This window comes from Bradyrhizobium sp. USDA3516 (assembly GCF_057651995.1).
In genome coordinates this window covers 257,740-275,941 of the sequence record NZ_JBYGYN010000013.1, presented here as the reverse complement: position 1 = coordinate 275,941, position 18,202 = coordinate 257,740, and the positions used below count along the sequence as shown (strand labels likewise).

Here is an 18,202-nt window from a genome sequence, read left to right as displayed (position 1 = left end):
GTCGGAGCCGCCGGCCGGCCGCGATCGCCAGGGTGCGCGGCGTCCGCCGGACGTCGGCCCCCCGCCGCCGCTGCCGTCCTCGCCCGGCGTGCGCGGCTTCCGCGACATCACGGCCGATGCCAACGATCTCGGCGGTGCCGCCGCGCAGGCCAGCCGCGCCGCGCGCCGCACCTACGCCAACGTGCCGTCGCCCTCGCCGGAATTCGACCGGCTGGAGCCGAGCCTGGAAAACCGCGCCGGCGAGTCGGAGGCGCCCTATTCCTACGACGAGTCGATCGAGGAGGCCGAGCGCTACACGCCGCAGCCGCCGTCCCCGCGTCCGCGCATCGCCCCCGATCGCGACGTCAAGAAGCGCGCCCGCACCGGCTCCGCCTTTCCGTTCAAGAGCGCGATTGCCGTCGGCATCGTGCTCATCCTGGTCGGCGCCGGCATCCTCTGGGGCAAGCAGCTGCTCCAGATCGTCAACGGCTTCCTCAAGCCGTCCGCAACGCAAGTTGCGGATACGCCGACCCCGGCGCAGCCGCAGAGCAAGCCCAAGATTCCCGATCGCGTCGGCCAGCCCTCGGCGGACCAGCCGGTCGCGCCGGTGGCGCAGAAGGTCGTGCTCTACGACGAGGATCCGTCCGATCCGAAGGGCAAGCAATATGTCGGCTCGGTGGTGTGGCGGCTCGAGCCGATCAAGGCCTCGGGCAACCAGAAGGCCGACGTCGCCGTGCGCGCCGACATCGAGATTCCCGACCGCAAGTTCAAGATGACGATGTCGTTCCGACGCAATACCGATTCCTCGCTGCCGGCGAGCCACACCGCGGAGCTGACCTTCATCCTGCCGCAGGATTTCCCCGGCGGCAGCGTCTCCAACGTGCCGGGCATCCTGATGAAGTCGAACGAGCAGGCCCGCGGCACGCCGCTCGCCGGCCTCGCGGTCAAGGTCACCGACGGCTTCTTCCTGGTCGGCCTCTCCAATGTCGATGCCGACCGCGCCCGCAACGTCCAGCTCCTGAAGGAGCGCTCCTGGTTCGACGTGCCGCTGGTCTACGCCAACCAGCGTCGCGCCATCATCGCCATCGAGAAGGGCGCCCCCGGCGAGCGCGCCTTCAACGACGCCTTCGCGCAGTGGGGCGATTAGGCACTTCTATCATTCCGGGGCGCGCATAGCGCGAACCCGGAATCTCGAGATTCCGGGTTCGGTGCTGCGCACCGCCCCGGAATGACGTCCTGATAGCTACTGCGCCGCCGCTTCCCGCTTCCGCGATGCGGCGGCGGCGTGCTCGCGGTCCATCACGGCGCGGCAGCCGGGGCTGACCTGCGCCTTGTTCCGCACCATGCAGGCGGTGATGCGCGGGATGTCGGGAATTTCGCTTGAGCACAGCCGCATCGCGTCGCCCGAGCACATCTGCTGGGCTTCTTGCGAGAAGGCGAGACTGGGTGATGTCTGGAGAGCGAAGGTGGTGGCGAGAGCGAACAGCGAAGCGATGGTCTGAAGGCGTGTCATGTGGAATGGGTCCCCGAGTTCCCTAGGGCTTGAGCCGCTTGGTTTTGGGGCGCCGCACGTGGCTTGATCTGCCGCATGTCACAGCCTTCACGTCGGGAGCTTCGGTCCCGAGTGTGGTCGCTCGATCTCTTGATGCTCGAATCGAAAGTGCTGCGCCGCCCGAGCGAAGTATGCGCCATTGTCACGCGCCCGCAATGGCCGGCGGAAAGGAATTCGCAATTGTTGCACGACAGTCACGTCGCGGATCGGATCAGCCGATCGGAGACGCTTGTTCCGCATCGCTCGCGCCGAGAGCGGCGGCGTGCTCCTCGACGGCAGTGACGCCCTTGGGCGTCAGCTCGAACAGGTCGCCGTCCTTCATCACGTAGCCGTCGGCGATCAATTGCCCCATCTTGCCCTGCCGGTCGTCGGCGAAGGCAACGGACTGGCTGATGTCCCGCAGGATCGAGAGCTCTTCGTCGTGCAACATGGCTTCACTCTCCGTTCGCGGGGATGGGTCCGTCCTCACATGCCGTGGCTCTGAAACACCTTGCTGCAGGACTTCGACAGCTTGGCCCGGTTGGCTTGCAGGCAGCCTTGCACCGCCATGTCGTTGCCGAGGTCCTTGCGGCAGAAACGCTGAGCGTCTCGCGTGCAGGCCTTTTGCTCCTGCGGCGTGCCCATGTGGCCTTGCGCGAGAGCAGGCACCTCCGACAGGCAGGTCAGGGCTGCCAGCGTAGTCGTCGCCAGGAGAAATTTGCGGGCCATCGGCGCTCCAATCAAACAGAGGTGAATTCAGGTCCAGCATGAACTCATCGCCTTGCCTCTTGTTCCCCTCGGGCTGAGCCCGGCGCCCGCTGTTCAAGGTTCCCGCTACGCTGCTATAACGCCTGCAGAGTGTGAGGTGCTTGATGAAACGCTATCTGGTGTTTGCGCTGGTCGGTCCATTCGTCGGCGGGTTCCTGCTGCTGCTGACGACGACCTACCAGTCCGGCTATTGGACCCAGACCAATCTCGGCGAGGTCGGCAAGCTGTTCGCGGTGTTCTTCAAGACCCTGCAATACAGCTACCTGTTCGGCTTCCTGCCCGCGCTGATGATCGGCGCGGTCGACGACATCCTGTGCCACATCCGCCGGATCGGTCCGCGCTTGCGGATGCTTCTGGTCGGCCTGTTCGCCTTCGCCCTGGCCTCGCTCACCTACAGCTCGCGCGGGCCGGATTCCGGTGCGGTGCAGTTCATCCTGTACGGGCTCGTCGGTTTCGTGCCGGCGGTGATTTCATCCTGGCTCGTGCATCGCTACGTCGATGAGCCGCAAGCCGCGCCGGCGCCGACCTGACGCGCGGCGTTCGAGCGCGGGCAGCAACCTCCGCCGCGCTGGCGCGTTCACTGAAGGCCATGGCCATGCAAGACGACGACATCCTCGCTCCGCGCAAATCCCGTTCCGGGAGCGGCTCGCATGCGCGCTTTTCGCGCGACGAGGCGCGCGGCCCGATCATCGACCAGGACGGTCACGAGATCAGGCCGGAAAGCCTGGAACAGGGATTTCGCGAGTTTCGTTTCGAGTTCGGGCAAGGCAGCCCGTTCGGCAATCTGACGCGCGAGCAGCGGATTGCGCGGCTCGAGGCGATCGCCAAGCTGCTCGACGTCGCCTTCATCCTGCCCGGCACCAACATCCGCTACGGCATCGACGGGCTGATCGGATTGATCCCCGTCGTCGGCGACATCATCACCACCGCGATCTCGCTGTGGCTGGTGCGCGAAGCCCGCGCGCTGGGCGCGCCCTGGCACATCACGGCGCGCATGCTCGGCAATGTCGCGGTCGACGGCGTGGTTGGCCTCGTCCCGTTCGCGGGCGACGCCTTCGACGTCATGTTCCGCGCCAACACGCGCAACGTCCGCCTGCTCCAGCGCTGGCTGGAAAAGCAGCCGCGGATGTAGGACCGTTCCTCTCGGCAATGGATGAAAATGATCGAGGTCGTCATGCCCGGGCTTGTCCCGGGCATCCACGTTCTTGCTGCCGCTCGGCAAGGCGTGGATGGCCGGGACAAGCCCGGCCATGACGTTGTGGAAGCATGAAAGCCCCAAAACACAAAAGGCGCGACGACCTTTCGGCCATCGCGCCTTCTGCGCACATCGAACCTTGTTGCGAAAGCTACGCCGCGTCGGCGTCGGTCTCCGCGGCCGGGGCCGGCTTGGGCCGGCGGGGCAGCGGGAAGGCATCGCTCTCGTACAGCGAGCGGATGCCGTTCTGGTCGAAGCGCGCTTCCTCGACCTGGAGATAGGCGCCGTTCAGCGAGTCCGTCGGCAACTGCTCCATCGCGAACTGCACGGCCTCGGCCGCAGTGCCGAACCGCCGATAGGTGAAGCCCGCGCGCTTCTTCTTGCGGATGGCGGCGGGGAAGAGCTCGGCGGAGGTGTTGAAGTTGAACGGACGCAGTGGACGCATGGTCAAAGACCTCGTGATCTTCTCTGGGGCTTTAAGCGCGTGGGGTTGGGGAGGGCAGGGGCCGCAATCGAGCGGGCCCGCCGCATGTCATTGTCGCCCTCTAATATAGGCCGATTTGACAAAAATGCGACCCCCGCGATGCGAGATGATGAATCCATGCATGGCAGCCCCGCGGAGACGATATTAATCAATATTTCAAGGACTTATATGGCTTAAACTTTGCCAAGAAGTAGTAGCACGATCAGGATCACCAGCACGACCCCGCCGATCCCGATGCCGGAATGACCAAGGCCATAGCCGTAGCCGCCGAACCGGCCGGACAGGCCGCCGACGAGATAGATGATCACCAGGATGATCAGGATGGTCCCAAGCGCCATGGCATCCTCCCTGGCGGCCGCCGAAATGCGGTGATCGGCCGCACCGCCAGAGCAGAAAAGCACATCATGCCGCCGGGTTCCACGGGGGAACCGGGCGACATGCCTGGTTATTTGGGCTGGAGCTTCAGCGCTGCGGAATTGATGCAGTAGCGCAGGCCGGTCGGCCCGGGGCCGTCGGGGAAGACGTGGCCGAGATGGCCGCTGCATTTGGAGCAGAGCACCTCGGTGCGGATCATGCCGTGGCTGGTGTCCCGCTCCTCGTCGATGTGGCTGTCGACCGCGGGCTGGGTGAAGCTCGGCCAGCCGCAGCCGGAATCGAACTTGGCGTCGGACTCGAACAGCACATTGCCGCAGCCGGCGCAGACGTACGTGCCGGCCCGGTGCTCGTGCTCATATTCGCCCGAGAAGGGACGCTCGGTCGCCTTCTCGCGGAGGATGGCATATTGCATCGGCGTCAGCTCGCGCCGCCACTGCTCTTCGCTCTTGATGACCTTGTCGTCGGTCGCTTTGGTCTTGGTGTCGGGCATGGGTCTCCCGTTGCTTTGGTGATCTCAAGCTCAGTTGGTGGCCTTGCCGGCATTCACCAGCGTCGGCTTCTCGATGTAGTTATCCGCGAACAGCTTTTTCAGGTTCTCGACCTTCGGGATGTCGTTATAGACGATGTAGGGCTGGTTCGGATGCAACGTCAGATAGTCCTGGTGATAGGCCTCCGCCGGATAGAACGCCTCCAGCGCGCCGACCTTGGTCACGATCGGCTTGTTGAACACTTTGGCGCCGTTGAGCTGGGCGATATAGGCTTCCGCGACCTTCTTCTGCTCGTCCGAGGTAGTGAAGATAGCGGAGCGATATTGCGGGCCGACGTCGGGACCCTGGCGGTTGAGCTGGGTCGGGTCGTGCACCACCGAGAAGTAGATCTGGAGGATCTTGCCGTAGGAGATCTTCTTCGGGTCGTACTTGATCTCGACCACCTCGGCATGGCCGGAGCGGCCGCTCGACACGGTCTTGTAATCAGCGGTCGCCTTGGTGCCGCCGGCATAGCCGGAGACCGCGTTGACCACGCCGGCCGTGTGCTGGAAGACGCCTTGCACGCCCCAGAAGCAGCCGCCGGCGAGCACGGCGGTCTGGACGCCGCTTGCGGGCGCCGTGTCCAATGTGGGAGCGGGGATCACAACCGCCTCCTCCGCGGCACGGGACGGCATCAAGAAAGCCAGCGTCAGGGCGGTGGTTGCGGCGAGCAGGGTGGCGAGGGCGGTTCGGCGCATGGCAATCCTCTTTCGGCAATCCCTCTTTCGCGAGGGCTGACAGTCTAGGGCGGTCGGGACCGGGCGAACAGCCTGCCCGGCGTTTTCGCATCATCCGAGATACGGGCCGAACCGCGGATTGTTACGGCGGGGCGGACACGAGACCGTGAGGACGCGGTGGGCGCGGCGACCGGCCGGCTTGGCGGGATGCGGAACTCCGCGCTAGATGAACCGGCGCGATCGATGATCGACCAAATGGTGGCTGGAGCTGGCCTGACAACATGCTGCGCGTCGTACTCCTGATCCTTGCCGTCCTCGCCGCCGGCACTTGCATTGCCGCGGCCGATCCCCGAGCCGGCGACGATCTCGCTTTGTGCCGCGACCGCCAGGCCGAGCTGCAGGCCCGCGCCACCGCCTGCGAGAACCTGCTGAGCGCCGATCGTCTCACCGCCAAGGACAAGGCGATCGCCCTGTCCGCGCGCGGCAATATCCAGCTCAACAAGCGCGACTATGTCCACGCGATCGAGACGCTGTCCATGGCCGTCGACCTCGATCCCGACAACGTCGTCGCCCTCAACCTGCGCGGCCTCGCCCATGAGCGCAGCGGACAGGACGATCTCGCGATGGCCGACTACAACCTCGCGCTCCGGAAGCGCCCGGCCTATGGCGTTCCCTACAACAACCGCGGCGTCATCCACGCGCGCCGCGGCGCGCTGCAGAGCGCGATCGACGATTTCAGCCTGTCGATCAAGTACACGCCGAAATTCCTGCTCGCCTGGACCAATCGCGCCCGCGCGCGCACGCTGATGAAGGATTTCGACGGCGCCATCGCCGATTTCGCCGAGGCCGAGAAGCTCGATGCGGCGGCGCCGCAGATCGCCGGCAACCGCTGCGTCACCTACGGCATGATGGGCAAGTTCGATCGCGCCCTGGCCGATTGCAACGGCCTGATCGAGAAGCAGCCGAGGAACGTGTTCGCGATCAACAACCGCGCCGACGTCAACATGATGAAGGGCGATTTCGACGCCGCGCTGAAGGATTACAACACGGCTCTCCAGATCAACCCGAACAATGTCCGCGCCCATTCCGGCCGCGGCCAGATCTACGAGCGCAGGAAGGATCTCGCCCAGGCCCGCGCCGATTATCGCGCCGCGGCCTATTCGCTGACGAGGTTCGACGAGACCGAGGTTGCGCGCGCCCGCGCCATCGCGCAGGAGCGGCTCGCCGCCCTGACGCCGAAGGAGGCGGCCACGACCGGCCGTCGCATCGCGCTGGTGATCGGCAACGGCGCCTACAAGCATGTCCATGTGCTGCCGAATCCGCCCCGCGATTCAAAGCTGATCGCGGGCGTGCTGCGCGGCCTCGGCTTCCAGACCGTGATGGACACCAGGGACCTCACCCGCGATGCGTTCTTCCAGACCCTGGCGGCCTTCGCCGAGGAAGCGGAAACGGCCGATTGGGCCATGGTCTATTACGCCGGCCATGGTTTCGAGATCGGCGGGGTCAACTATCTCGTTCCGGTCGACGCCAGGCTCACCGCCGACAAGGACGCCGAGACCGAGGCCGTCGCGCTCGAGCAGGTGATCGCCGCGGTCGGCGCCGCGCGGAAAGTACGCCTCGTTGTCCTCGATGCCTGCCGCGACAATCCATTCGCGCCGGCCATGCAGCGCACGCTGTCGCTGAAGCTGGTCGAGAAGGGCTTTTCCAACATCGAGCCCGGTGCGGGCTTCATGGTGGTCTACGCCGCCAAGCACGGCGAGACCGCGATGGATGGCGATGGTAGCCCCAACAGCCCGTTCGCCACCGCGCTCGCCCGCGAGATCAAGCAGCCGAAGGTCGAGATCCGAAAATTGTTCGACATCGTCCGCGACGACGTCTGGGCCGCGACCAGGCACGCGCAGCAGCCGTTCACCTACGGCTCGCCGCCGGGGCGGGAGGATTTCTACTTCGTCGCTGGGAAGTAGCCGCGCTCACGCCAGCGAATTGAACCAGTCGAACGCCGTCGACTGTCCGTTCAGAACGGCCGCTTCGCCATAAAGGCTCGACAGGAACGTGCCGCGATGGCTTGCGCCATTGACCGCGACCCCCGCGGCGAAATGCCCGCCGGCGGCGATCGCGGGCCGCACCAGTTTGGGATGCAGGGCCTCATCGGCCAGCCCGTAGTAAAATCTGATCGGGGAATCGTACTGCCAGAACGTTGCAGCATTGCCGCCAAGGCGGCGCAGCAGCGCGCTGTTGGTCTCGTTGGTGAAGCGATCGAAGAAGCCTTCGACCAGGAAATCGCCCGCCGCAGGAATGCTCTTGGCGATCTCGCCCTCGAGGCTGTAGTCTGACCAGTATTTCTCCGCGAACGCCTGATACTGGGGCTTGACCGCCGCCTTGAACAGATCGTTCAGCCCGTAATAGCGCCGGTAGCTGCCGAGCAGGACGATCAGGCACGGCGTGATCCAGGCCGGCGGCATCGGGTAGGAGGTTTCCGAGGCCGGAATATAGGCGGTGGGGTTCGCCCAATAGTGAAAGCTCTCGGCGAGATCATTGAACGGACTCTGCGTGGCGATCGCCCGCACCTTGATGCCGCGGCGCTGCACTTCCTGCTTGAGCCATTGCGTGTTCAGCGCACCTTGCGACCATCCGTTCAGGAATAGCGATGATTGGCGCAGACCCAGTGTCCGCAATTCGTGCAACCCCGCCATCAGGATGTCGAGGCAGCATTGCACCGTCGCGCCCTTCACGGCATAGGCTTCGCTCCGGCCATTGCGATAGGGGCCCTTGCCGACATAATCGGCCGCGACGACCGCATAGCCGTTGCCGGCGAAGCGCTGGACATTGAACAGGGTCTCGATCGAATCGACATTGTCGCGCAGCTCGTAAGTTTCGTCCTTCAGCCGCAGCAGGTTCGAGGGGACCTGGTCGAACGAGAGGATCGTGCCGTGCTGCCATGACAACAGCGGCAAGGCGCCGCGCGCGCCGGCCGGCACCGCAAGCAGGCCGCTGACCTTGACGCGTTCACCGGTCTCCGGGATGCGCGTGAAGGTGACGATGCGCCTCAGCTCCACGTCGTTGCGTGCCGCATATTTTTCGGGGAAGGCGGCTGGCAGGATATTGCCCTCGTTGAAGACGGCATAGAACTTTGCGGCCAGCGCATTGAGCCGTTCCTTGGAGACGCGCAGAGGCTCGCCCGCCGACGCAGCAAGAGTTGTTTCCGGAATTGTGGCCGACAGCGCGAGGCCCGCTGCCGCGCTCGCGGATTTGAGGAGGCTCCGGCGGCTCAGGGTACCACTATCGAGGTCATCAGGCTTCGTCGCGCGCGAGGTCATGCGTTCCACTCCGATGCAGATCGCAAGCTGATACAGCACAAAGCCTAGCGGGCGGTGAACGCACCTCGTTGCGGCCGCTCATGTGTGCGGGTGTGGTCCGGATGAGCGCAGCTACATGCGGCTGTTTTTGTACTGAGTATCGGTCGAGCTACGGCAGCTTCATACCACCACGCTCAGCCGTTTCGCCGCCCGCGTGATGCCGGTATAGAGCCACCGCGCCCGCGAATCCTGAAACGCAAAGCTCTCGTCGAACAGCACGACGTCGTCCCATTGCGAGCCCTGCGACTTGTGCACCGTCAGGACATAACCGTAGTCGAACTCGTCATAGGGCTTGCGCTGCTCCCAGGCGATCTGCTCGACGCCGCCATCGAAGCAATCGGCGCGCACCGAGACCTTGGTCACCTTGTGACCGAAATCCTCGTCCGGCGACAGCCGCATCGAGAGGATGCGCGATTTCGAGCGCGAGGTGTTGCGCGACTTGACGCGCCACAGGCCGCCGTTGAACAGGCCCTTCTTGCGGTTGTTGCGCAGGCACACCAGCTTGTCGCCGGCGACCGGGAATTGGTCCTCGATGTTCTGACGCTGGCGCACCCGCATGTTGTAGGCGCGTCTGGTGTTGTTGCGGCCGACCAGGATCTGGTCGGCCCCCATGACGCGATCGGGGTCGAGCTCCTTGCGCGAGACCACCTCGCTCTCGCCGTAGCGGCCGATGTCGAGCTCGCGTCCCTCGCGCACGTCCATCGACATCCGCACGATCGGATCGTCCTGGGCCTGGCGATGCACCTCGGTCAGCATCGCGTCCGGCTCCGAATTGGTGAAGAAGCCGCCGCCCTGGATCGGCGGCAGCTGCGCGGGATCGCCCAACACCAGCAGCGGACAGTCGAACGACATCAGGTCGCGGCCGAGCTCGGCATCGACCATCGAGCATTCGTCGATCACGATCAGCTTCGCCTTCGACGCCGGCGCATCGTCCCACAGCTCAAAACTCGGCTGCTCCTCGCCGGATTCGCGGGCGCGGTAGATCAGCGAATGGATGGTGGATGCGCCGTCGCAGCCCTTGTTGCGCATGACGAGGGCGGCCTTGCCGGTGAAGGCGGCGAACTTCACCTCGCCGTCGACGCCTTCGGCGATGTGCCGCGCCAGCGTGGTCTTGCCGGTGCCGGCAAAGCCGAACAGGCGGAACACCGGCGGCGTGCCGCCCCGTCCCGGCTTGGCCTTGAGCCAATCGCCGACGGCCTTGAGCGCAGCATCCTGATGCGGGGTGAAAGTGGCCATGTCTGTCTTGAGGGAGCGGCGAAAAGAGGCGATTCGCCATGCCCCAAAACTAACCATTCATCCAGCCTGTTCAAGCGCAGAAGGCCGTTCCTTGCGGCCCATCCTTCGAGACGCCCGCCTTTGGCGGGCCCTCAGGATGAGGGCGGAGTTCGTGGGGCAACTTTCGGCAGGCGATGATGCCGATCAGCCTCATCCTGAGGAGGCTGCGAAGCAGCCGTCTCGAAGGACGAGGCGCTTGCTCAGGCCTTCCCTACTGCCACCCCGGCACGCCGCGCATGTCGGGCAGCTGGTGGGCGATGCCCTTGTGGCAGTCGATGCAGGTCTTTTCCTTGGTGAACAGGAAACGCTGGTGCGCCACCGAGGCCCGCGGCGATTGCTTGGTGATGTCCATGGAATCGGCGCTGTGGCAGTTGCGGCATTCCAGGGAATCATTGGCCTTGAAGCGCGCCCATTCGTGCGCGGCGAGCTCGAGCCGGTGGTCCTGGAACTTCTCTCTCGTGTCGATCGTTCCGAAGATCTTGCCCCAGACTTCCTTGGAGGCCTGCATCTTGCGCGCGATCTTGTCGGTCCAGTTGTGCGGCACGTGGCAGTCCGGACAGGTCGCGCGCACGCCGGAGCGGTTGGAGAAATGGACGGTCGACTTCAGCTCGGCGTAGACGTTGTCCTTCATCTCATGGCAGCCGGTGCAGAACTTCTCGGTGTTGGTGATTTCCAGCGCGGTGTTGAAGCCGCCCCAGAAGATCACGCCGGCGACGAAACCGGCCAGCACCAGGGTGCCGAGCGCGAACACCGAGCTCGGCCGGGTCAGCACCTGCCATAGCTCGAGCAGAAACGCCCAGCTGCGCGCGATGACGCCCCGCTTGGCATTCAGCTCCGCGTTGGGATCGTCGGCCGTCGTCGTCATCTGCGGCCACCCGGGCTTGCGCGCGACAGCAGCGTGTCGATGTCGGTGAAGTCGTTGCTGACCGGCGGATTGGCGGTGTTCTGCGGCACGTGGCATTCGGTGCAGAAGAAGCGGCGCGGCGAGACCGAGGCCAGGAACTGGCCGTCGCGGTCCATGAAGTGCGTGATCGAGACCATCGGTGCCTGCGACTCGGCGGTGCGCGCCCGCGCATGGCAGGACAGGCATTTGTTGCCGTTGAGGTCGACCTGATAGCCGTCGATATTGTGCGGAATGACGGGCGGCTGCTCCGGATAGTTGCGCACCTCCTTCTCGGAGGTGTTGCGGTTCGGCAGCATCGGCGGCGCCGGGCCCTCGTCGTTGAGCGGGGTCGGGCCGCGCAGGCCGGAAGTTACGGTCTGCGCCGTCAGCGAGCTCGTGCCGGCTGCGATCGCGAAGGCGAGCAGGATGATTGCGGATCGCTTCTTCATGACATGTTCACCCGCTCGATGCGCACGGCGCATTTCTTGAAATCGGTCTGCAACGAGATCGGATCGGTGGCGTCGAGCGTCACCTTGTTGATCAGCTTGGATTCGTCGAACCACGGCACGAAGACGAGGCCGCGCGGCGGCCGGTCGCGGCCGCGCGTCTCGACGCGGGCGCGGATGAAGCCGCGGCGGGAGACCACCTTCACCTCATCGCCGCGGCGGAGCTTCATGTCCTGTGCATCGTCCGGATGCATGAAGCAGACCGCTTCGGGAAAGGCCTTGAACAGCTCGGGCACGCGGCGCGTCATGGTGCCGGAATGCCAGTGCTCGAGCACGCGGCCGGTCGAGAGCCAGTAGGGATAGTCGTTGTCGGGCGATTCCGCCGGCGGCTCGTAGGGCAGCGCGAAGATGCGGGCCTTGCCGTCGGCATGGCCGTAGAACTGCACGTTGGTGCCCTGCTTGACATAGGGGTCGCTGCCTTCGCGGAAGCGCCACTTGGTCTCCTGGCCGTTGACGACGGGCCAGCGCAGGCCGCGCTCGCGGTGATAGGTGTCGAACGGCGCGAGGTCGTGGCCGTGGCCGCGGCCGAACTGGGCATATTCCTCGAACAGGCCCTTGTGGACGTAGAAGCCGAACGCCTTGGATTCGTCGTTGGCATAGCCCGGCTCGATATCGGTAACCGGGAATTTGTCGACCTGGCCATTCTTGTAGAGCACGTCGAACAGCGTCTTGCCGCGATATTCCGGCTTCTTGGCGATCAGCTCCGCGGGCCAGACCTCCTCGATTTTGAAGCGCTTGGAGAACTCCATGAGTTGCCAGAGATCCGACTTCGACTCGCCCGGCGCGGGGACGAGCTGGTGCCAGAACTGGGTGCGCCGTTCGGCATTGCCGTAAGCGCCTTCCTTCTCCACCCACATTGCGGTCGGCAGGATCAGGTCCGCCGCCAGCGCGGTCACCGACGGATAGGCGTCCGAGACCACGATGAAATTGTCGGGGTTGCGGAAGCCCGGATAGGTCTCCTCGTTGACGTTGGGACCGGCCTGCAGGTTGTTGTTGACCTGCACCCAATAGGCGTTGATCAGGCCGTCCTTCAGCATCCGACTTTGCAGCACGGCGTGCGCGCCGTTCTTGTCGGGGATGGTGCCCTCGGGCAGCTGCCAGATCTGCTCGGCGTGGTCGCGATGCTTCTTGTTGGTCACGACCATGTCGGCGGGCAGGCGGTGCGAGAAGGTACCGACCTCGCGCGCGGTGCCGCAGGCCGAGGGCTGGCCCGTCAGCGAGAACGGGCTGTTGCCGGGTTCGGAAATCTTCCCGGTCAGGAGGTGGATGTTGTAGACGAGGTTGTTGCACCAGACGCCGCGGGTGTGCTGGTTGAAGCCCATGGTCCAGAACGAGACGACCTTCGTCTTGGGATCGGCGTAGAGCTCGGCGAGCGCCTCGAGACGGTTGAGCGGCACGCCCGACATTTCGGCGGCTTTCTCCAGCGTGTACTCGGACACGAACTTGGCGAACTCGTCATAGCTCATGTCGGTGGCGTCGTTGGGCTTGCCCGCGCCTGTCGCCTTCTTCTGCAGCGGATGCTCGGGCCGCAATCCGTAGCCGATGTCGGTCTGGCCGCGCTTGAACACGGTATGCTTGGCGACGAAGTCCTTGTTGACGCGGCCGGTCTTGATGATGTGGCCCGCGATGGCGTTGAGGATGTAGAGGTCGGTATGCGGCTTGAACACCATGCCGATGTCGGCGAGGTCGAACGAGCGGTGCTCGAAGGTGGAGAGCACGGCGACGCGGACATGCGGTGCGGACAGCCGGCGGTCGGCGATGCGCGTCCACAGGATGGGATGCATCTCCGCCATGTTGGAGCCCCACAGCACGAAGGCATCGGTGGCCTCGATGTCGTCGTAGCAGCCGGCCGGCTCGTCGATGCCGAAGGTGCGCATCATGCCGGCCACGGCCGACGCCATGCAGTGCCGTGCATTGGGGTCGATGTTGTTGGTGCGGAAGCCGGCCTTGAACAGCTTCGATGCCGCATAGCCTTCCCAGATCGTCCACTGGCCGGAGCCGAACATGGCGACGCCGTTCGGGCCGCGCTTCCTGATCGCCTCCTTCCACTTCAGCTCCATGATGTCGAAGGCTTCGGTCCAGCTCACCGGCGTGAACTCGCCGTTCTTGTCGTACTTGCCGCCGGTCTTGCGCAGCATCGGCTGGGTCAGGCGGTCGTGGCCGTACATGATCTTGGAGAGGAAGTAGCCTTTCACGCAGTTGAGGCCGCGATTGACCTCGGCCTTGATGTCGCCGTGGGTAGCGACGACGCGGTTGTCCTTGGTCGCGACCATCACCGAGCAGCCGGTGCCGCAGAAGCGGCAGGCGGCCTTGTCCCATTTCAGTTCGCTCTCCTTCCGCTCGGCGGCGAGGTTGGCGGCGAGCACCGGTACCGGGAGGCCGGCGGCGGCCGCGGCGATCGCGGCGGCCTCGAGCTTGAGCATCTGGCGGCGGTCGAGCTTCGGCGATGTCATGATGGCTCTTCCTGACTCAGGCTGTTTCGATGGCGTGGAACACCAGCGCCGCGGAATAGACGTGTTGCAGCGATTGGATGGCGTTGAGCATGGTGCCGAGGCTGCCGGCATCCGGCGCTTCGGCGACGACGACGAGCTTTCCGCGCGCGTCGCGGGCATGGATCTCGCAGCCGGGAAGCGCTGCGATCTCGGCTTCCAGTTCGGCAAGGCGCTCGGGCCGCGCCTGCACGATGATGCTGGCGATCTCGGCGCCGGGCGGCGGCACGATGCGCTCGGCGGTGAGCACGCGGCCGGTGATCAGGGCGCGGCGGTTGAGCTTGGCACTGCTGAATGCGGCTTGAGCCATGATGCCTGTCTTTCGCTTCGAGCGGATCAATGCGGGGAGGGTGGCGGACCGGGAGGACCGGCGAACATCTGGTAGATCCAGACGCCGAGCCCGTAAGTGCCGACCGTTCCGACCGCGAGCGCCGGCATCACGATCGCGGTCAGGAACAGGAACGCAAAGATCTCCATGCGCTTACGGCGCACGCGCGACGTCGTGTCGTCAGGGGCCGACATGTCCGGTCTCTTGAAATGCTGTGGGGAATCGAGACGGCATCCGGGCCGTCGCCTTGCTGCACTTTAGATACGTTCAACCCGACGGCGCGTTGATTTGGATCAAGTCGGTTGGCTGCTTCCTGCCGCGCCGGAGGATGGATCGTCTCCCATGCGGCGGAATTGCGCGTCCGTAGACAGCGCCGCCTCGCGCATTAAGATGCCGTTAACAACAATAAGCGGGAGAGCGACGCCATGAAGTTCGGCATCTTCTACGAGCTGCAGCTGCCGCGGCCTTGGGCGGCCGGCGACGAGCTCGCCCTCTATCAGAACGCGCTCTCGCAGATGGAGCTCGCCGACAGTCTCGGCTACGACCATGCCTGGGTGGTCGAGCATCACTTCCTCGAGGAATATTCGCACTCGCCCTCGCCGGAATCCTTCCTGGCTGCCGCAAGCCAGCGCACCAGGAACATCCGGCTTGGCCACGGCATCCTCCAGCTCACCACCAACCATCCAGCGCGCGTCGCCGAGCGGGTCGCGGTGCTGGATCTGCTCTCCAACGGCCGCTGTGAGTTCGGCATGGGCGAGAGCGCCTCGATCACCGAGCTGGAGCCGTTCGGCCGCGACATGGAAACCAAGAAGGAGGTGTTCGAGGAGGCGGTCGCGGCGATCTTCCCCATGTTCAAGGACGCAGGCTCAGAGCATCACGGCAAGTATTTCGACATCCCCTTGCGCAATGTCGTGCCGAAGCCGGTGCAGAAGCCGCATCCGCCGCTGTGGATGGCCTGCTCGCAGCTGCCGACCATCGAGCGCGCCGGCCGCCACGGTTTCGGCGCGCTCGGCTTCCAGTTCGTCAGCGCCGACGCCGCCCATGCCTGGGTGCACGCCTATTACAACGCCATCACCAAGCGCCTGCACAAGCTGGCCGACTACGAGATCAATCCGAACATGGCGCTGGTCTCGTTCTTCATGTGCGCCAGGACGGACGAGGAGGCGCGGGCCCGCGCCGACGGCGCCACCTTCTTCCAGTTCGCGCTGCGCTTCTACGGCGCTTCGCAGAGCCGCCAGCGCCCCGCGCCATACACGGTCAACATGTGGGACGAGTACAACAAGTGGAAGCGAGACAATCCGCAAGCCCAGGAAGCGGCGCTGCGCGGCGGCCTGATCGGCTCACCGGAGACGATCCGGAAGAAGCTGAAGCGCTTCCAGTCCTCGCACATCGACCAGGTCATCCTGCTCAACCAGGCCGGCAAGAACAGCCACGAGCATATCTGCGAATCGCTCGAGCTGTTCAGCCGCGAGGTGATGCCGGAGTTCCAGAACGATCCGGCACAGGCCGAATGGAAACAAGGCGTGATGAGCGGCGAGATCGAGCTGGAGGAGATCGACACGGAAGCGTTCACGGACCGCTACGGCAAGCTCGCGATCAATGTCGCCCCGAAGGTGGCGGCAAGCGGATAGTCCCGTCCAGGACTGGATCGGCGTCTCATGCGACTTGCACGGCGCCGGGGTCCAGCAGAATTGCTGCTATCGCTTTGCGGAGTTCGAGGATGCCGTAAGGCTTGCGCAGAAGGACGAACCCCTCGTCGGATGCGGACTGAGCCTGCTCGCTGTAACCCGTCGCAAGAATGATCGGAAGGCTTCTGTTGGTCGAGCCGCGCACTCTGCGCGCGAGCTCCAGTCCATTGATGGGTCCGGGCATGACGATATCGGAGAGAAGGAATCTGTAAGCCTGATCCGAGGTCTCCAGGTGCTTCAGCGCACTCTCCGCGTTCGTCATCAAGTCGACGCTGAAGCCGAGGTCCTCGAGCAGGCCACGGGTGACTTCCGAAACGTCGCGATTGTCCTCCACCAGCAAAACCTTGCCGGTAAACCGTAGCTCGTGCATCACTTCGGTGGGGATTGCCGAAGCGCTGTCGTCCCGTGTCCTTGGCAGATACATCGTTACGCACGTGCCGCGGCCCTGCTCACTCTCGACGGTTGCCGTCCCGCCGGATTGCCGGGCGAATCCATAGACTTGGGAAAGGCCAAGTCCGGTTCCCTTTCCAACCTCCTTCGTCGTGAAGAACGGTTCGAACACGCGATCGAGAATTGCTTGCGGAATGCCGCAACCTGTGTCCTGAACTGAGATTGCGACGTACTCCCCCGACAATTGCGGCGGAGCCTGGAGCGCATCGACATTTCGCGCAGACACGATCAGTTGGCCGCCCCCGGACATGGCGTCGCGCGCATTGACCGCGAGGTTCAAAAGAGCAAGTTCCAGTTCGTTGACGTCGATCTTGACGCGGCCGAGATCGGGAGCGATGTCGGTTCTCACGACGATGTCGCCGCGAAGACTGGCCTGCAGCATTTCCTGGATTTGCGGAAGCCTGAACTTCAGGTCCACGACCACGGCGTCTTGAGGCTGCCGCCGCGAGAAGGACAGCAGCTGCCTCGTCAGCGTGCTGCCCCGATTGACCGCTTCTTCTATCGCGTGCAGCGATCGCGTCAGCCGGCTGTCTGCCGACAAGGTTCGCTTGATCCTCTGCGCGCTGCCTTGAATGACCATGAGCAGGTTATTGAAGTCATGCGCGACTCCCCCTGTCAGTTGCCCCAGGGCCTCCAGCCGTTGCCCCTGCTTCAGCGCGGCTTCCGCGGCTTCGCGGCGCACGACTTCGTCGCGGTAACTCTCGGCACGGCGTAATGCATAGAGGGACAGCGCCAGAAGGCTGAGCGAGATCGGAACGCCGACCGCAAGATGCAGCAGCGTCGTCTGCCAGAACTCCGCGGTGATGGCCGCCTTCTCGATGCCGGCCACCACATAAACCTCGTAGCCGCGGACCTTTTGATAGCCGAGGATGCGCTCCAGCGAATCCAGCGGGGATTTCGTCTCCAGGAAGCCGGCGACCGGGTCTTTTTCCATGGCTCGAGAAAAATCGTTCGGCCCGCGAATGTCCTCGAATCGGCCCTCCGGAAACCGGGCAAGCACAGTACCGTCGGAGCGAACCAGGCCGAATGCGTCCCGTCCCCGGGACAGCTTCCGGTAGAACTCGGAGAAACTGTCAGGAGTGACCGTTATTCCGATCACGCCCTGGAAGCCTGCAGCCGGCTCACCGGTGCGGCGGCCGCTGACGACGAAGAACCGCTGCGTTCCGACCCGCGCGCGCAACACTTCGCTGACGTAGGTATCGTATGAATTCAGCTGAGCGCGAAAATAGCTGCGATCCGAGTTGTTCAAACCTCGCGGAACGGGCAGGATGGTACTCGAGACCAGGGGATGCCCATTCTTGTCGAAGGCCCAAATCGACTCGATCTGCGGGAGGGCTTGCTGGGTGCGCTTGAGCCTGAGGTAGAGGTCGGACTCGGAGGCCCGGATCGCCTCGTCGGACATGCCTCGAAGCACTTCGTTGGTTTCCGAGATCGATCGTTCGACGGTTTGCAGGGACTTTTGAGTTTGCTCGTGAAGCACGTCGAGCGAGCTCTGGATGCGCTCTCGGGCTTGGACATGGACGGAGCGCCAGTTCTGCCAGCTGGAAAGCGCCAAAACCGCCAGAGGCAACACAAGGCTCAGGACGGCAATCAGCCGAAGAGGCCAGAAGAGGCTCTGCTTTGATTGGTCCACGCTTGCCCCGGCACCTTTTGAGGAACATGGAACCCTGCTAACCTCGGGTTGGTTCCCT

The 18,202-nt window shown here is 64.5% G+C and carries 20 protein-coding genes; 5 read left to right on the top strand and 15 right to left on the bottom strand.

Features of this window, described 5'->3' with window-relative positions; genetic code table 11:
* Nucleotides 1–1,126 (top strand): hypothetical protein (locus AC24YW_RS33225; protein WP_487486634.1); only part of this gene is annotated, 1,126 nt, incomplete at its 5' end.
* A gap of 96 nt (nucleotides 1,127–1,222) precedes the next feature.
* Here AC24YW_RS33225 and AC24YW_RS33220 read toward each other — a convergent pair.
* The 3 genes from AC24YW_RS33220 to AC24YW_RS33210 all read right to left on the bottom strand — a co-directional run bounded on the left by AC24YW_RS33220 (nucleotide 1,223) and on the right by AC24YW_RS33210 (nucleotide 2,239).
* Nucleotides 1,223–1,492, bottom strand: a complete 270-nt coding sequence (locus AC24YW_RS33220) for a hypothetical protein (RefSeq protein ID WP_487486633.1) — start codon at nucleotides 1,490–1,492, stop codon at nucleotides 1,223–1,225.
* Nucleotides 1,493–1,742: 250 nt separating this feature from the next.
* Entirely contained in the window at nucleotides 1,743–1,961 is a 219-nt protein-coding gene (locus AC24YW_RS33215) for a PIN domain-containing protein (protein ID WP_197963910.1), read from the bottom strand.
* Between the two features lie 35 nt (nucleotides 1,962–1,996).
* Entirely contained in the window at nucleotides 1,997–2,239 is a 243-nt protein-coding gene (locus AC24YW_RS33210; protein ID WP_487486632.1) for a hypothetical protein, read from the bottom strand.
* Nucleotides 2,240–2,382: 143 nt separating this feature from the next.
* Here AC24YW_RS33210 and AC24YW_RS33205 point away from each other — a divergent pair, with 143 nt between their 5' ends.
* Both AC24YW_RS33205 and AC24YW_RS33200 read left to right on the top strand, forming a co-directional pair.
* On the top strand, nucleotides 2,383–2,808 hold the full coding sequence (locus tag AC24YW_RS33205) for a DUF5413 family protein (protein WP_487486631.1): 426 nt from the start codon (nucleotides 2,383–2,385) through the stop codon (nucleotides 2,806–2,808).
* A 59-nt stretch (nucleotides 2,809–2,867) separates the two neighbouring features.
* Complete coding sequence (locus AC24YW_RS33200) at nucleotides 2,868–3,410, top strand: DUF4112 domain-containing protein (RefSeq protein ID WP_157288095.1); 543 nt, start codon at nucleotides 2,868–2,870, stop codon at nucleotides 3,408–3,410.
* Nucleotides 3,411–3,624: 214 nt separating this feature from the next.
* Here the strand turns inward: AC24YW_RS33200 and AC24YW_RS33195 are convergent, their stop codons facing one another.
* The 4 genes from AC24YW_RS33195 to msrA all read right to left on the bottom strand — a co-directional run bounded on the left by AC24YW_RS33195 (nucleotide 3,625) and on the right by msrA (nucleotide 5,557).
* The gene (locus AC24YW_RS33195) at nucleotides 3,625–3,918 is read right to left on the bottom strand and encodes a hypothetical protein (RefSeq protein ID WP_024337713.1); all 294 of its coding nucleotides are present in this window, start codon (nucleotides 3,916–3,918) and stop codon (nucleotides 3,625–3,627) included.
* Nucleotides 3,919–4,130: 212 nt separating this feature from the next.
* Nucleotides 4,131–4,295: a DUF3309 family protein gene (locus AC24YW_RS33190; protein ID WP_197948253.1), complete on the bottom strand. Its 165-nt coding sequence runs from the start codon at nucleotides 4,293–4,295 to the stop codon at nucleotides 4,131–4,133.
* A gap of 107 nt (nucleotides 4,296–4,402) precedes the next feature.
* On the bottom strand, nucleotides 4,403–4,822 hold the full coding sequence (gene msrB / locus AC24YW_RS33185; protein WP_487486630.1) for a peptide-methionine (R)-S-oxide reductase MsrB: 420 nt from the start codon (nucleotides 4,820–4,822) through the stop codon (nucleotides 4,403–4,405).
* Nucleotides 4,823–4,852: 30 nt separating this feature from the next.
* A complete protein-coding gene (msrA, locus tag AC24YW_RS33180) occupies nucleotides 4,853–5,557 on the bottom strand; it encodes a peptide-methionine (S)-S-oxide reductase MsrA (protein WP_487486629.1) in 705 nt (234 codons plus the stop codon).
* Nucleotides 5,558–5,817: 260 nt separating this feature from the next.
* On the opposite strand from msrA, the gene AC24YW_RS33175 reads away from it, so the two are divergent.
* Nucleotides 5,818–7,500, top strand: coding sequence for a caspase family protein (locus AC24YW_RS33175; protein WP_487486628.1), 1,683 nt, complete (start codon nucleotides 5,818–5,820; stop codon nucleotides 7,498–7,500).
* Between the two features lie 6 nt (nucleotides 7,501–7,506).
* Here the strand turns inward: AC24YW_RS33175 and AC24YW_RS33170 are convergent, their stop codons facing one another.
* The 7 genes from AC24YW_RS33170 to napE all read right to left on the bottom strand — a co-directional run bounded on the left by AC24YW_RS33170 (nucleotide 7,507) and on the right by napE (nucleotide 14,567).
* Nucleotides 7,507–8,853, bottom strand: a complete 1,347-nt coding sequence (locus tag AC24YW_RS33170; protein WP_487486627.1) for an alpha/beta hydrolase family protein — start codon at nucleotides 8,851–8,853, stop codon at nucleotides 7,507–7,509.
* Nucleotides 8,854–9,012: 159 nt separating this feature from the next.
* On the bottom strand, nucleotides 9,013–10,128 hold the full coding sequence (locus AC24YW_RS33165; protein WP_487486626.1) for an ATP-dependent DNA helicase: 1,116 nt from the start codon (nucleotides 10,126–10,128) through the stop codon (nucleotides 9,013–9,015).
* Nucleotides 10,129–10,378: 250 nt separating this feature from the next.
* Nucleotides 10,379–11,032 carry a NapC/NirT family cytochrome c gene (locus AC24YW_RS33160; protein ID WP_487486625.1) on the bottom strand — a complete coding sequence of 218 codons (654 nt, stop codon included), beginning with the start codon at nucleotides 11,030–11,032 and terminating at the stop codon, nucleotides 10,379–10,381.
* Nucleotides 11,029–11,532, bottom strand: a complete 504-nt coding sequence (locus AC24YW_RS33155; protein ID WP_487486624.1) for a nitrate reductase cytochrome c-type subunit — start codon at nucleotides 11,530–11,532, stop codon at nucleotides 11,029–11,031. The genes AC24YW_RS33160 and AC24YW_RS33155 overlap by 4 nt, the downstream gene beginning before the upstream one ends.
* Complete coding sequence (napA, locus tag AC24YW_RS33150) at nucleotides 11,496–14,009, bottom strand: nitrate reductase catalytic subunit NapA (RefSeq protein WP_487486623.1); 2,514 nt, start codon at nucleotides 14,007–14,009, stop codon at nucleotides 11,496–11,498. Before napA ends, AC24YW_RS33155 begins: the two co-directional genes overlap by 37 nt.
* Nucleotides 14,010–14,025: 16 nt before the next feature.
* Entirely contained in the window at nucleotides 14,026–14,355 is a 330-nt protein-coding gene (locus AC24YW_RS33145) for a chaperone NapD (protein WP_487486622.1), read from the bottom strand.
* 26 nt (nucleotides 14,356–14,381) lie between these two features.
* Nucleotides 14,382–14,567 (bottom strand): periplasmic nitrate reductase, NapE protein, encoded by a 186-nt coding sequence (gene napE, locus AC24YW_RS33140; protein WP_487486621.1) that lies wholly within the window; start codon nucleotides 14,565–14,567, stop codon nucleotides 14,382–14,384.
* A gap of 231 nt (nucleotides 14,568–14,798) precedes the next feature.
* Here napE and AC24YW_RS33135 point away from each other — a divergent pair, with 231 nt between their 5' ends.
* Nucleotides 14,799–16,004, top strand: coding sequence for an LLM class flavin-dependent oxidoreductase (locus tag AC24YW_RS33135; RefSeq protein ID WP_487486620.1), 1,206 nt, complete (start codon nucleotides 14,799–14,801; stop codon nucleotides 16,002–16,004).
* Nucleotides 16,005–16,029: 25 nt separating this feature from the next.
* Here the strand turns inward: AC24YW_RS33135 and AC24YW_RS33130 are convergent, their stop codons facing one another.
* On the bottom strand, nucleotides 16,030–18,144 hold the full coding sequence (locus AC24YW_RS33130) for an ATP-binding protein (RefSeq protein WP_487486619.1): 2,115 nt from the start codon (nucleotides 18,142–18,144) through the stop codon (nucleotides 16,030–16,032).
* Nucleotides 18,145–18,202 lie beyond the last annotated feature (58 nt).

What these genes read in the sequence shown, in the direction of transcription:
- AC24YW_RS33220 (WP_487486633.1), bottom strand. Translation starts at nt 1,492, where the DNA reads ATGACACGCCTTCAGACCATCGCTTCGCTGTTCGCTCTCGCCACCACC.
- AC24YW_RS33215 (WP_197963910.1), bottom strand. Translation starts at nt 1,961, where the DNA reads ATGTTGCACGACGAAGAGCTCTCGATCCTGCGGGACATCAGCCAGTCC.
- AC24YW_RS33210 (WP_487486632.1), bottom strand. Translation starts at nt 2,239, where the DNA reads ATGGCCCGCAAATTTCTCCTGGCGACGACTACGCTGGCAGCCCTGACC.
- AC24YW_RS33205 (WP_487486631.1), top strand. Translation starts at nt 2,383, where the DNA reads ATGAAACGCTATCTGGTGTTTGCGCTGGTCGGTCCATTCGTCGGCGGG.
- AC24YW_RS33200 (WP_157288095.1), top strand. Translation starts at nt 2,868, where the DNA reads ATGGCCATGCAAGACGACGACATCCTCGCTCCGCGCAAATCCCGTTCC.
- AC24YW_RS33195 (WP_024337713.1), bottom strand. Translation starts at nt 3,918, where the DNA reads ATGCGTCCACTGCGTCCGTTCAACTTCAACACCTCCGCCGAGCTCTTC.
- AC24YW_RS33190 (WP_197948253.1), bottom strand. Translation starts at nt 4,295, where the DNA reads ATGGCGCTTGGGACCATCCTGATCATCCTGGTGATCATCTATCTCGTC.
- msrB (WP_487486630.1), bottom strand. Translation starts at nt 4,822, where the DNA reads ATGCCCGACACCAAGACCAAAGCGACCGACGACAAGGTCATCAAGAGC.
- msrA (WP_487486629.1), bottom strand. Translation starts at nt 5,557, where the DNA reads ATGCGCCGAACCGCCCTCGCCACCCTGCTCGCCGCAACCACCGCCCTG.
- AC24YW_RS33175 (WP_487486628.1), top strand. Translation starts at nt 5,818, where the DNA reads ATGCTGCGCGTCGTACTCCTGATCCTTGCCGTCCTCGCCGCCGGCACT.
- AC24YW_RS33170 (WP_487486627.1), bottom strand. Translation starts at nt 8,853, where the DNA reads ATGACCTCGCGCGCGACGAAGCCTGATGACCTCGATAGTGGTACCCTG.
- AC24YW_RS33165 (WP_487486626.1), bottom strand. Translation starts at nt 10,128, where the DNA reads ATGGCCACTTTCACCCCGCATCAGGATGCTGCGCTCAAGGCCGTCGGC.
- AC24YW_RS33160 (WP_487486625.1), bottom strand. Translation starts at nt 11,032, where the DNA reads ATGACGACGACGGCCGACGATCCCAACGCGGAGCTGAATGCCAAGCGG.
- AC24YW_RS33155 (WP_487486624.1), bottom strand. Translation starts at nt 11,532, where the DNA reads ATGCGCCGTGCGCATCGAGCGGGTGAACATGTCATGAAGAAGCGATCC.
- napA (WP_487486623.1), bottom strand. Translation starts at nt 14,009, where the DNA reads ATGACATCGCCGAAGCTCGACCGCCGCCAGATGCTCAAGCTCGAGGCC.
- AC24YW_RS33145 (WP_487486622.1), bottom strand. Translation starts at nt 14,355, where the DNA reads ATGGCTCAAGCCGCATTCAGCAGTGCCAAGCTCAACCGCCGCGCCCTG.
- napE (WP_487486621.1), bottom strand. Translation starts at nt 14,567, where the DNA reads ATGTCGGCCCCTGACGACACGACGTCGCGCGTGCGCCGTAAGCGCATG.
- AC24YW_RS33135 (WP_487486620.1), top strand. Translation starts at nt 14,799, where the DNA reads ATGAAGTTCGGCATCTTCTACGAGCTGCAGCTGCCGCGGCCTTGGGCG.